Here is a 12,222-nt window from a genome sequence, read left to right as displayed (position 1 = left end):
TGAGAGTTTTTCAGGTTGTGCGCCAACACCTCCGATGAGCTGACGGCGGCTTGCAATTCATCGACAAAAAACGAAAATGAATTCCATCATACGGAAAAAGGAATCTCACCCATGGCCACTCCTGCTCCCGCCAAGCGCGGTAAGAAGCCCCGCGCAGCAGCCCCCGCCGCCAGTGCGGCGACCGGTCAGGTACAATCGTTGACCCGTGGCCTGAAACTGTTGGAATACATTTCGGAAGCCCAGGGCAACGTGGCGCTGACCGATCTGGCCCAGCAGGCCGGCCTGCCGAACTCCACCACTCACCGCCTGCTCACCACCATGCAGCAGCAGGGATTCGTGCGCCAGGTCGGCGATCTCGGCCTGTGGACCATCGGCTCGCACGCCTTTGTGGTCGGCAGCAGCTTCCTGCAAAGCCGCAACCTGCTGGCGATGGTGCATCCGACGCTGCGCCGCCTGATGGAGGAGTCCGGCGAAACCGTCAACCTGGCGGTGCTGGATACCAGCGAGTACCAGGCGATCATCATCGATCAGGTGCAGTGCACGGCGCTGATGCGCATGTCGGCGCCGATCGGCGGCAAACTGCCGATGCACGCCTCCGGTGCCGGCAAAGCGTTCCTCGCCACCCTGCCGGACGATCAGGTGACCAAACTGCTGCACAAGAAAGGCATGCACACCTACACGCCGCATACCCTGACGCCGCACAACCTGAAAGAGGGGCTGGCGCAGATCCGCAAACAGGGCTTTTCCTTTGACGACGAAGAGCACGCGCTCGGCCTGCGCTGCGTGGCGGCCTGCATCTTCGACGAGCACCGCGAAGCCTTCGCCGCCATTTCCATCTCCGGCCCGGTGTCGCGCATCACCGACGATCGCGTGATCGAGCTGGGCGCGCTGGTGATCCACGCGGCGAAAGAGATCAGCCTGGCCTACGGCGGCGTGCGCTAATCCCGCTCATCCGAGGGGCGCCCCAGTGCGCCCCTGCTCCCCTGCCATGCTCTGTTGTCAGCATGTAACAGGCTGTCGGCATCCTGTTTAGCGCACAGGAAAAAAGCTTGAAGCCGATCACAGTTAACGATCCTCACGGCGAAAGCCCATTGCAACCGCTCAAACTTCCTTCGACAATGTTACCGATAACATGTTACCGGTAACAATCAAGCTGAATGAAGGTAACGTCACCCGGTGTTTTGGAGCCAAGCCATGACCAACAATCAAAATCGCATTTACGTCGTTATGGGCGTTTCCGGCAGCGGCAAGTCCGCCGTCGCCGCCGCCGCGGCCCGCCAACTCTCCGCCGGCTTCCTCGACGGCGACTTCCTGCACCCGCGCAGCAATATCCTGAAGATGGCCGCCGGGGAAGCGTTGAACGATGACGATCGCGCCCCGTGGCTGGCCGCGCTCAATGACGCCGCCTTCGCCATGCAGCGCACCAACAACGTGTCGATCATCGTCTGTTCGGCGTTGAAAAAGCAGTATCGCGACCGCCTGCGCGCCGGCAACGGCAACCTGTCATTCATCTATCTGCACGGTGAGTTCCCGGTGATCGAATCCCGCCTGGCGGCGCGCAACGGCCACTTCTTCAAGCCGCAGATGCTGGTCACCCAATTCGCCGCGCTGGAGCAACCGGGCGCCGACGAGAACGACGTGATGGCGATCGACATCAATCAGCCGCTGGACGCGGTGATCGCCGATACCGTGCGCCATATCCAGAGCTTCCTGCCGCAGGACGTGTGCGCGTGAGTACCGTAACGCTGGTCGGTACCGCAGTCGGCTCGGTTTTACTGCTGTTATTCCTGGTGATGAAGGCGCGCATGCACGCCTTCGTCGCGCTGATGCTGGTGTCCATCGCCGCCGGCATTTTCTCCGGCATGCCGCTGGAACACATCGCCGACACCATGCAAAAAGGCATGGGTGACACGCTGGGCTTCCTGGCGATCGTAGTGGCGCTCGGGGCGATGTTCGGCAAGATCCTGCATGAGGTCGGCGCGCTCGACCAAATTGCGGCGCAATTGCTGAAACGATTCGGACAAAGCAAGGCGCACTACGCGCTCGGCATCGCCGGGCTGATCTGCGCGCTGCCGCTGTTCTTCGACGTGGCGGTGGTGCTGCTGATCGGCATCGTGTTCGCCGTGGCGCGCCGCACCGACGGCAATATCGTCAAGCTGGCCATCCCGCTGTTCGCCGGCGTGGCCGCCGCCGCCTCCTTCCTGCTGCCGGGGCCGGTGCCGATGCTGCTGGCGTCGCAGATGAAGGCCGATTTCGGCTGGATGATCGCCATCGGCCTGGTGGCGGCGGTGATCGGCATGCTGATCGCCGGCCCGCTGTACGGCAGCTTTATCAGCCGTTTCGTCAACTGGCCGATGCCGCCGGAAGAGAATGAGCCGACGCTGACCAAGGGCAATCTGCCGTCGTTCGGCTTCAGCCTGGCGCTGGTGCTGTGCCCGCTGGTGCTGGTCGGCATGAAAACCATCGGCGCGCGGCTGGTCACCCCCGGCTCGCAGCTGCAGCAGTGGCTGGAGTTTATCGGCCACCCGTTCACCGCCATCCTGCTGGCCTGCCTGATCGTGATTTACGGTCTGGCGAAGCCGCGCGGCATGAGCAACGAACAGACCCTGGCCATCTGTTCCGCTGCGGTGCAGCCGGCCGGGATCATCCTGCTGATGACCGGCGCCGGCGGGGTGTTCAAGCAGATCCTGGTGGATTCCGGCGTAGGGTCGGCGTTGGGTGACGCCATGATCGGCGCCGGCCTGCCGATCGCCGTGGCCGCCTTCGCGCTGTCCGCCATGGTGCGGGTGATTCAGGGCTCGGCCACCGTCGCCTGCCTGACCACCGTCGGTCTGGTGCTGCCGGTCACCAGTCAGCTCGGTCTGAACGGCGGGCAACTGGCCGCGCTGGCCATCTGCATCGCCGGCGGCTCCATCGTGCTGAGCCACGTCAACGACGCCGGCTTCTGGCTGTTCGGCAAATTCACCGGCGCCAACGAACTGCAAACGCTGAAAACCTGGACGGTGATGGAAACCATTCTGGGCAGCGTCGGCGGCGCCATCGGCATGATTGCATTCACGATGTTTTAAATCCTAAATCGCCCCCGGCCTTGCACACCAGGGCTGCAAATCACCCCCGGGGGCACCGCCACAGGCGGCGACTATAACAACAGCAATGTGAGGAAGGCATGATTAATCCAACCTTGTCCCGTGTCACACAGCGCATCATCGACCGCTCCCAGGCCAGCCGCGCCGCCTATCTGGCGCGTATCGAGGCGGCCCGCGCCCAAACCGTCCACCGCGCGCAGCTCGCCTGCGGCAACCTGGCCCACGGCTTCGCCGCCTGTCAGCCCGATGACAAGGCGTCGCTGAAAAACATGGTGCGCAGCGATATCGCCATCATCACCGCTTACAATGACATGCTGTCGGCCCACCAGCCGTACGAACACTACCCGCAGCGGCTGAAGCAGGCGCTGAAGGCGGTCGGCGCCGTGGGCCAGGTGGCCGGCGGCGTGCCGGCGATGTGCGACGGGGTGACGCAGGGGCAGGACGGCATGGAGCTGTCGCTGATGAGCCGCGACGTGATCGCCATGTCGGCCGCCGTCGGCCTGTCGCACAATATGTTCGACGGCGCGCTGTTCCTCGGCATCTGCGACAAGATCGTGCCGGGGCTGGTGATGGCCGCCCTCTCCTTCGGCCACCTGCCCGCGCTGTTCGTGCCGGCCGGCCCGATGAGCAGCGGCCTGCCGAACAAGGAAAAAGTGCGCGTGCGCCAGCTGTACGCCGAGGGCAAGGCCGACCGTTTGGCGCTGCTGGAGGCCGAGGCGGCCTCTTATCACGGCATCGGCACCTGCACCTTCTACGGCACCGCCAACACCAACCAGATGGTGATGGAAGTGATGGGTCTGCATCTGCCGGGCGCCTCCTTCGTCCATCCGGACACGCCGCTGCGCGACGCGCTGAACGACGCCGCCGCGCGCCAGGTGACCCGACTGACCGATACCGCCGGCAACTACCTGCCGATCGGCCGCCTGGTGGACGAGAAAGTGGTGGTGAACGGCATCGTCTCGCTGCTGGCCACCGGCGGCTCCACCAACCTGACCATGCATCTGGTGGCGATGGCGCGGGCGGCGGGTATCATCATCACCTGGGACGATTTCTCGGAGCTGTCGGAGGCGGTGCCGCTGCTGTGCCGCATCTACCCGAACGGCCCGGCCGACATCAACCAATTCCAGGCCGCCGGCGGCGTGCCGCTGGTGGTGCGCGAACTGCTGCAACACGGCCTGCTGCACGAAGACGTGCACACCGTGGCCGGTTTCGGCCTGCGCCGCTACACCCAGGAACCGTGGCTGGACAACGGCCAATTGGTATGGCGCGAAGGCGTGGCCGGCTCGCTCGACGCCAGCGTGATCGCCAGCGTGGCCCAGCCGTTCGAACATCATGGCGGCACCAAAGTGATGGCCGGCAATCTGGGCCGCGCGGTGATGAAAACCTCGGCGGTGCCCGCCGATAACCAGATCATCGAAGCGCCGGCGGTGGTGTTCGACAGCCAGCACGATATCGTGCCGGCGTTCGAAGCCGGCAAGCTGGATCGCGATTGCGTGGTGGTGGTGCGCTTCCAGGGGCCGCAGGCCAACGGCATGCCGGAGCTGCATAAGCTGATGCCGCCGCTGGGCGTGTTGATGGATCGCGGCTTCAAAGTGGCGCTGGTGACCGACGGCCGCCTGTCCGGCGCCTCCGGCAAGGTGCCTTCCGCCATTCACGTCACCCCGGAAGCCTATACCGGCGGCCTGCTGGCGAAAGTGCGCGACGGCGATCCGATCCGCGTCAACGGCCGCAGCGGCGAGCTGCAGGTGCTGGTCGACGCTGACGAGTTGGCGCGGCGCACGCCTTGCCAACCCGATCTGAGCGCCGAACACATCGGCTGCGGCCGCGAGCTGTTCGGCGCGCTGCGCAGCCAGCTGTCAGGCGCCGAGCAGGGCGCCTGCTGCATCAAATTTTAATCGATAGCCTGGCCGCATCGCCGCCTGGCGGCGGCCACAGAGGAGAACGTCAGCATGAACAAGTGGACAACAAGCGCCGAGCAGATCCTGACGGCGGGGCCGGTGGTGCCGGTCATCGTGATCAACAAGCTGGAACATGCGGTGCCGTTGGCGAAAGCGCTGGTCGCCGGCGGCGTGCGGGTGCTGGAGGTGACGCTGCGCACCGCCTGCGCCATGGACGCCATTCGCGCCATCGCCCAAGAGGTGCCGGAAGCGATCATCGGCGCCGGTACGGTGATCAATCCGCAGCAGCTGCGGGAAGTGACCGAGGCCGGCGCGCAGTTCGCCATCAGCCCGGGGTTGACCGACGAGCTGCTCAAAGCCGCCACCGCCGGTTCCATTCCCCTTATACCGGGCATCAGCACCGTTTCCGAGCTGATGCAGGGCATGGATTACGGCCTGCGCGAATTTAAATTCTTCCCGGCGGAAGCCAACGGCGGCGTAAAAGCGCTGCAGGCGATCGGCGGCCCATTCCCGCAGGTGCGTTTCTGCCCGACCGGCGGCATCTCGCCGGACAATTACCGCAGTTATCTGGCGCTGAAAAGCGTGCTGTGCATCGGCGGCTCCTGGCTGGTGCCAGCGGACGCGCTCGAAAGCGGCGACTACGCGCGCATTACCGAACTGGCGCGCGCCGCCGTCGCGGGCGCCCAGGCCTGATTTACATCGCAGCGGTGGCGGCCGGCAGCGCCGCCCCGCTGCGCTGGCTGAACCGCTGCTTCTTGCGATAAGCGAACACGTCTTCCACATGCCCCTCGCGGATGCGCTGCTGCAACCCGCGCCAATACTCCGCGGTAAACAGATCGCTGTGCAACTCTTCAAACACCTGCCGAATGCGCCGATCGCCGCACAGGAAGTGGCGGAACTCTTCCGGGAACACATCGTTGGGCGCGATGCTGTACCACGGCTCGCTGGCCAGCTCGTCCTCCGGATAACGCGGCGGCGGAATGTCGCGGAAGTTGACCTCGGTCATGTAGCAAATCTCGTCGTAGTCGTAGAACACCACACGCCCGTGGCGCGTCACGCCGAAGTTCTTGAACAGCATATCGCCGGGGAAAATATTGGCGGCGGCCAACTGCTTGATCGCGTTGCCGTACTCTTCAATCGCATCGCGCATTTGCTGGTCGTTGGCCTGCTCCAGATACAGGTTCAGCGGCGTCATGCGCCGTTCCATATACAGATGTTTGATCACGATGCGATCGCCGAGATCTTCCAGCTTGCCCGGCACTTCACGCCGCAGCTCCGCCAATAGCTCAGGGCTGAGACGCGCCTTGTCGACGACGAAATTTTCGTACTCCTGAGTATCCGCCATGCGCCCGACGCGATCGTGCTCTTTCACCAGCTGATAGCAAGCCATCACCTGCGCCTGCGTCACCTCTTTCTGCGGGGCGAACTCATCCTTGATCACTTTAAACACCCGATCGAAGGACGGCAGGGTGAACACCAGCATCACCATGCCTTTCACGCCCGGCGCGATGATGAACTGTTCCTGTGAGTGCGCCATAAAGGTCAGGTATTCGCGATAGCATTCGGTTTTGCCGTGTTTTTGGCAGCCGATCGCCATGTACAGCTCGGCGGTGGTCTTGCCCGGCAGGATCTCGCGCAGCCACTCCACCATCGCCGCCGGCAGCGGTGCGTAGACCATGAAATAAGAGCGGGCGAAACCGAAGACGATGCTGGCCTCGGCCTTGCCGGTCAGGCAGGCGTCGATAAACAGCGCGCCCGATTCGCTGTGGTGAATCGGCAACAGGAACGGGTAAACGCCGTCGGCCAGGCGCAACTTGCCGACCAGCCAGGCGGCCTTGTTGCGATAGAACAGCTCGTTGGCGATCTGGAAGGTCGCCCCCGTCAGTTGCTGTGGGCTGAAGGCGCGTTGCAGCGCCTGAGTGATGTAGCGAATATCGCGTGTCAGATCCTCCCACGGCAACCGCAGCGGCAGATCGCTCAATACGCTGCGCAGCATCGCCGGCAGATCGCCATTGGGGGTAAAATCGCGCGCCAGCGGACGCGGAATGTCGCGAAAACGCCGTTCCGGCTGCGAACTGAAGACGAACAGCTTGTCCGGCGTCAGATCGCGATGCTTGAACAACCGGCAATAGACCGAGTTGAAGAAGCTTTCGGCGATCTCAAAACGCGGGTAGTCCGGCAGCAGATCGATATAGACCGCTTTGACCCGGCTGGGGAAGTCGGCGTCGAAATATTTCTGCCCGGTGATGCATTTAAGCTGCTCCACCACCAGACCGACGTGATGGTCGTACAGATGGATGCGCTTTTTCATCGCCTGCTGCACCGCCGGCCAGTCCGCCTGCTCAAAGCGCTGCTGCGCGCCGGCGGTCACTTCCAGAAAGCGGCCGTACTGCGCATCGAAGCCCTGCAGGATCGTCTGTGCGATCAACAACTCCAGTTTTGCCGCCATCCTTACCCCCGCCAGAAAAAGAAGCCTGCGCATGCAGGCTCCGGGTGAAACGTCTTCAAGCTTGCCGCATCAGAACTGCTGTTCTTCCGTCGAACCGGTCAGCGCAGTGACCGAAGAGGCGCCGCCCTGAATGATGGTGGTGACCTTGTCGAAGTAGCCAGTGCCCACCTCTTGCTGGTGCGACGCGAAGGTGTAACCGCGCTCCACCGCGGCGAACTCCGCCTGCTGCACCTTCTCGACGTAGTGTTTCATCCCTTCGCCCTGCGCATAGGCGTGCGCCAGGTCGAACATGTTGAACCACATGCTGTGGATGCCCGCCAGCGTGATGAACTGATACTTGTAGCCCATGTCCGACAGCGCCTGCTGGAAGCGGGCGATGGTCTGGTCGTCGAGGTTCTTCTTCCAGTTGAACGACGGCGAGCAGTTGTAGGCCAGCAGCTTGCCAGGGTATTTGGCGTGGATGGCGTCGGCGAAGCGCTGGGCGGCATCCAGATCCGGCGTTGAGGTTTCGCACCACACCATATCGGCGTAAGGGGCATAAGCCAGACCGCGGCTGATCGCCTGCTCGACGCCGGCATGGGTGCGGAAGAAGCCTTCCGCCGTGCGCTCGCCGGTGACGAAGGCGCTGTCATACGGATCGCAGTCAGAGGTCAGCAGGTCGGCCGCATCGGCGTCGGTACGGGCGATCACCAGCGTCGGCACGCCAAGCACGTCGGCCGCCAGGCGCGCGGCGACCAGTTTCTGGATCGCTTCTTGCGTCGGCACCAGCACTTTGCCGCCCATATGGCCGCATTTCTTCACCGCCGCCAGCTGATCTTCGAAGTGCACCCCGGCGGCCCCGGCGGTAATCATCGCTTTCATCAGCTCAAAGGCGTTCAACACGCCGCCGAAGCCGGCTTCCGCATCGGCGACGATCGGCAGGAAGTAATCGGTGTAGCCTTTGCTGCCCGGCTCAATCTGGTTCGCCCATTGGATCTGATCGGCGCGGCGGAAGGTGTTGTTGATGCGCTCGACCACCTTCGGCACCGAGTCCACCGGATACAGCGATTGGTCAGGGTACATGGCCGCTGCGCTGTTGGCGTCGGCCGCCACCTGCCAACCGGACAAGTAGATAGCCTCGACGCCGGCTTTGGCCTGCTGCAGCGCCTGGCCGCCGGTCAGCGCGCCCAGGCAGTTCACGTAGCCTTTGCGCGCCTTGCCGTTCAGCAACGCCCACAGTTTGGCGGCGCCGTTTTGCGCCAGGGTGCATTCCGGGTTGACCGAACCGCGCAGATTGATCACGTCTTCGGCGCTGTAAGGGCGAGTGATGCCTTCCCAACGGGCCGATTTCCATTCCTGTTCCAGCTGCTGGATCTGTTGAGAGCGAGAGGTAGACATAATTTTTATCCTTTCAGTCATGTAGGGTTGATTGGGAAAGTTCAGGCCAGCAGCTCATAGCCGGGCAACGTCAGGAAATCGATTAATTCATCTTGCGTGGTGATGCGCTCCATCAGGCGCGCCGCCTCTTCGAACCGGCCGGCGTTAAAGCGCGCTTCCCCTACTTCTTCACGCACCACCAACATCTCTTCTTGCAACATCTGGCGGAACAGCGCCTTGGTGACCGGGCGCCCGTCGTTCAGGCTCTTCTCGTGGTGGATCCACTGCCAGATAGACGTACGGGAGATCTCCGCCGTCGCCGCATCTTCCATCAAACCGTAAATCGGCACGCAGCCGTTGCCGGAGATCCAGGCTTCGATGTACTGCACCGCCACGCGGATATTGGCGCGCATCCCCGCTTCGGTGCGTTCACCGTCGCACGGCGCCAGCAGTTGGGCGGCGCTGATCGGCGCATCCTGCTCACGCAGCACGTCCAGCTGATTTTGACGATCGCCCAATGCGTTGCCGAACACCTCCATCACCGTGTCCGCCAAGCCCGGGTGCGCCACCCAGGTGCCGTCGTGGCCATTGTTGGCCTCCAGCTCTTTGTCCGCCCGCACCTTATTCAGCACCCAGGCGTTTTTCTCGGCGTCTTTGCTCGGGATAAACGCCGCCATGCCGCCCATGGCGAACGCGCCGCGCTTATGACAGGTTTTGATCAACAGGCGCGAATAGGCGCTGAGGAAAGGTTTTTCCATGGTTACCGACTGACGATCCGGCAGCACGCGATCGCCGTGGTTCTTCAGCGTTTTGATGTAGCTGAAGATGTAATCCCAGCGGCCGCAGTTCAGACCGACGATGTGATCGCGCAGGTGATACAGGATCTCGTCCATCTGGAACACCGCCGGCAGAGTTTCGATCAGCACGGTCGCCTTGATGGTGCCGCGCGGCAGATCGAAACGATCCTCGGTAAAGCTGAAGACATCGCTCCACCAGGCCGCTTCCTCCCAGGACTGGGTTTTCGGCAGGTAGAAATACGGGCCGCTGCCCTTGGCCAACAGCTGGCGATAGTTGTGATAAAAATACAGCGCGAAATCGAACAGGCCGCCGGGAATGGCTTCATCACGCCACAGCACGTGTTTTTCCGGCAAATGCAGGCCGCGCACGCGAGCGATCAACACCGCCGGATTCGGTTTCAGCTGGTAGATCTTGCCGGCTTCATTGGTGTAGGAGATGGTGCCGTTAACCGCATCGTGCAGGTTGATTTGACCGTCGATGACTTTATCCCAGCTTGGCGCCAGGGAGTCTTCGAAGTCCGCCATAAACACTTTTACGTTGGCGTTAAGCGCATTGATCACCATCTTGCGTTCTACCGGCCCGGTGATCTCGACCCGGCGATCGCGCAGGTCTTGCGGAATGCCGCGGATCTGCCAGTCGCCTTCACGAATGGAATTGGTTTCCGAAATAAATCCAGGCAGCTCGCCGCGATCGATATTTTGCTGCCAGCGGGCACGCGCCGCCAGCAGCTCATTGCGCCGCGGCGTGAATTTCCCCACCAGTTCCGCCAGGAATTCAACCGCTTCATCCGTTAATACCTGGCGCTCCGCAGCGGCGAAACCCTGGGTAAACCTTAACTCCGTGCCTGCTATCTGTTGCGTCATGACCTTGCTCCTTCCCATCATTGCGCCCGAGCGATCGGCGCATTTTCATCAGAAATCACTGTGGATCAGGGCGGATGAAACGATCCTAAACTGGTCAGATCTCATCCCGATAGCGTTAAGAATACCCAACAAAAAATAAAAATCAAAAACCATTTCCATTTTATTATTAAATATTTTATTAACACTTTATTATCAATTGGTTAGGATAAATAACACGGTAAGCAGGTAAGGAAATCGGTTCCAATAGAATTGCAAAGACGGACTAACGCGTTGTTAGGCAATGGTTTTTTGGGAGAATTGACGGGTAAAAAGAGGATCGTGCAGAGGATGAGCAGTGCGGCGGCCTCGATTCAGCCGCCGGCAGGCAGAAAAGATCAGTCGAGAGTCGGATTCATATGGCGCAGATCGTAAGGCGTGATCTGGTAGACGTAATAGTTGAGCCAATTGGAAAACAGCAGGTGGCCATGGCTGCGCCAGGTGGCTTTCGGTGTCAGTGCGGGGTTGTCATCGGGGAAGTAGTTGAGCGGTACGGCAGGATCGAGGCCAGCTTCGTTGTCGCGACAATACTCTCCCGCCAGCGTCATTGTATCGTATTCCGGATGGCCGGTGACGAACGCCAGGCGCTTATCCCTGCTGGCGAACAGGTAGGCGCCGGCCTGCTCGGATTCGGCCAGGATGTCCAGGTCGGTATATTGGCGAATCACCTCGGTCGGGAAATCGGCATAGCGTGAATGCGGCGCCAGGAAGCTTTCGTCGAAGCCGCGCGTCAGCAACGCATGCTGCTGCAGCGTTTGGTGCGGATAAACCCCGGAGAGTTTCACCTCGCGCGTCATCTTGGGAATGCCGTACAGGATGTTCAACGCCGCCTGTACCGCCCAGCACACGAACAGCGTGGAGGTAACGTGATGCTTGGCCCAGTCGATCACGCGCTCGATCTGCGGCCAGTAGGCAACATCGCAGAAATCAACCAGCCCCAGCGGCGCGCCGGTGACGATCAGGCCATCGAAGTTCTCATTCTGGATATCCTCGAAGTCGCAGTAGAAGTTGTTCAGATGCTCGGCCGGCGTGTTCTTCGATTCACGGCTATCGATACGCAGCAGCTGGATATCAATCTGCAGCGGCGAGTTGGACAGCAGGCGCAAAAACTGGTTTTCCGTTTCGATCTTCTTTGGCATCAGGTTGAGGATCAGCACTTTCAGCGGCCTGATTTCCTGTGTTTTTGCCCGCGAGGATGTCATCACGAAGACATTCTCACCGCGCAAGAAATTGACCGCAGGTAACTCATCAGGAACACGAATCGGCATTGCTTAACCCTCACACATCCATTTATACGTTTAGACTTCTAGATGCCCGAAGATAGCGTTTTTTTCCGTCGATGTCGAGCGTTCAGCGGAAAGGTGAAAATGTTTCATTGCGCGAGCGGCGTCAGGATCTTGGCAGGGAGGATGAGAGGTACTGAAAGCAAAAAGGCCATCCTTTCGGATGGCCTCTTGGCTTATTTGATGCCTGGCAGTGTCCTACAGTATTCGTCTCATCCTGAGACTCTCCCCTGCGGGGCCGCCGTAAGCGGCGTTAAGGCCCGTTCCCGACGGGCCTTTCGCATGCCCATGCTCGAGCAGAACGCCAGATAACAGACAAAACAAAAAGCCCCATGCTTTCGCATGAGGCTTTTTGCTTTATTTGATGCCTGGCAGTGTCCTACTCTCGCATGGGGAGACCCCACACTACCATCGGCGCTACGGCGTTTCACTTCTGAGTTCGGCATGGGGTCA

At 61.4% G+C, this 12,222-nt stretch carries 9 protein-coding genes and 1 rRNA gene; 5 read left to right on the top strand and 5 right to left on the bottom strand.

Features of this window, described 5'->3' with window-relative positions; genetic code table 11:
* Positions 1–111: 111 nt before the first annotated feature.
* The 5 genes from iclR (at position 112) to ITX55_RS10840 (ending at position 5,677) form a co-directional block, all read left to right on the top strand.
* A complete protein-coding gene (iclR, locus tag ITX55_RS10860; RefSeq protein ID WP_004936648.1) occupies positions 112–942 on the top strand; it encodes a glyoxylate bypass operon transcriptional repressor IclR in 831 nt (276 codons plus the stop codon).
* 252 nt (positions 943–1,194) lie between these two features.
* Positions 1,195–1,734, top strand: a complete 540-nt coding sequence (gntK, locus tag ITX55_RS10855) for a gluconokinase (RefSeq protein WP_004936645.1) — start codon at positions 1,195–1,197, stop codon at positions 1,732–1,734.
* Positions 1,731–3,068 (top strand): gluconate transporter, encoded by a 1,338-nt coding sequence (gntU, locus tag ITX55_RS10850; RefSeq protein ID WP_223085046.1) that lies wholly within the window; start codon positions 1,731–1,733, stop codon positions 3,066–3,068. Before gntK ends, gntU begins: the two co-directional genes overlap by 4 nt.
* A gap of 98 nt (positions 3,069–3,166) precedes the next feature.
* Complete coding sequence (gene edd / locus ITX55_RS10845; RefSeq protein WP_060448003.1) at positions 3,167–4,981, top strand: phosphogluconate dehydratase; 1,815 nt, start codon at positions 3,167–3,169, stop codon at positions 4,979–4,981.
* 54 nt (positions 4,982–5,035) lie between these two features.
* Positions 5,036–5,677, top strand: a complete 642-nt coding sequence (locus tag ITX55_RS10840) for a bifunctional 4-hydroxy-2-oxoglutarate aldolase/2-dehydro-3-deoxy-phosphogluconate aldolase (RefSeq protein WP_025304481.1) — start codon at positions 5,036–5,038, stop codon at positions 5,675–5,677.
* Between the two features lies 1 nt (position 5,678).
* Here ITX55_RS10840 and aceK read toward each other — a convergent pair whose 3' ends face one another.
* The 5 genes from aceK to rrf form a co-directional block, all read right to left on the bottom strand.
* A complete protein-coding gene (gene aceK / locus ITX55_RS10835; protein WP_033651196.1) occupies positions 5,679–7,433 on the bottom strand; it encodes a bifunctional isocitrate dehydrogenase kinase/phosphatase in 1,755 nt (584 codons plus the stop codon).
* A gap of 69 nt (positions 7,434–7,502) precedes the next feature.
* Positions 7,503–8,810, bottom strand: coding sequence for an isocitrate lyase (gene aceA / locus ITX55_RS10830; protein WP_033639246.1), 1,308 nt, complete (start codon positions 8,808–8,810; stop codon positions 7,503–7,505).
* 41 nt (positions 8,811–8,851) lie between these two features.
* A complete protein-coding gene (gene aceB / locus ITX55_RS10825; RefSeq protein ID WP_223085044.1) occupies positions 8,852–10,450 on the bottom strand; it encodes a malate synthase A in 1,599 nt (532 codons plus the stop codon).
* A 374-nt stretch (positions 10,451–10,824) separates the two neighbouring features.
* Positions 10,825–11,754 (bottom strand): homoserine O-succinyltransferase, encoded by a 930-nt coding sequence (gene metA, locus ITX55_RS10820; RefSeq protein ID WP_033651194.1) that lies wholly within the window; start codon positions 11,752–11,754, stop codon positions 10,825–10,827.
* Positions 11,755–12,135: 381 nt separating this feature from the next.
* Positions 12,136–12,222 (bottom strand): 5S ribosomal RNA (rrf, locus tag ITX55_RS10815); the annotation flags it as partial.

The sequence above is a fragment of the Serratia sp. EWG9 genome (assembly GCF_019913725.1).
Classification (GTDB): Bacteria; Pseudomonadota; Gammaproteobacteria; order Enterobacterales; family Enterobacteriaceae; genus Serratia; species Serratia ureilytica.
Note: the sequence above shows the minus strand (reverse complement) of the source record. Positions and strands in the feature narration are given on the sequence as shown.

Bases quoted from the DNA above. Each gene is read 5' to 3' on its own strand.
- iclR (WP_004936648.1), top strand. From the start codon at position 112: ATGGCCACTCCTGCTCCCGCCAAGCGCGGTAAGAAGCCCCGCGCAGCA.
- gntK (WP_004936645.1), top strand. From the start codon at position 1,195: ATGACCAACAATCAAAATCGCATTTACGTCGTTATGGGCGTTTCCGGC.
- edd (WP_060448003.1), top strand. From the start codon at position 3,167: ATGATTAATCCAACCTTGTCCCGTGTCACACAGCGCATCATCGACCGC.
- ITX55_RS10840 (WP_025304481.1), top strand. From the start codon at position 5,036: ATGAACAAGTGGACAACAAGCGCCGAGCAGATCCTGACGGCGGGGCCG.
- aceK (WP_033651196.1), bottom strand. From the start codon at position 7,433: ATGGCGGCAAAACTGGAGTTGTTGATCGCACAGACGATCCTGCAGGGC.
- aceA (WP_033639246.1), bottom strand. From the start codon at position 8,810: ATGTCTACCTCTCGCTCTCAACAGATCCAGCAGCTGGAACAGGAATGG.
- aceB (WP_223085044.1), bottom strand. From the start codon at position 10,450: ATGACGCAACAGATAGCAGGCACGGAGTTAAGGTTTACCCAGGGTTTC.
- metA (WP_033651194.1), bottom strand. From the start codon at position 11,754: ATGCCGATTCGTGTTCCTGATGAGTTACCTGCGGTCAATTTCTTGCGC.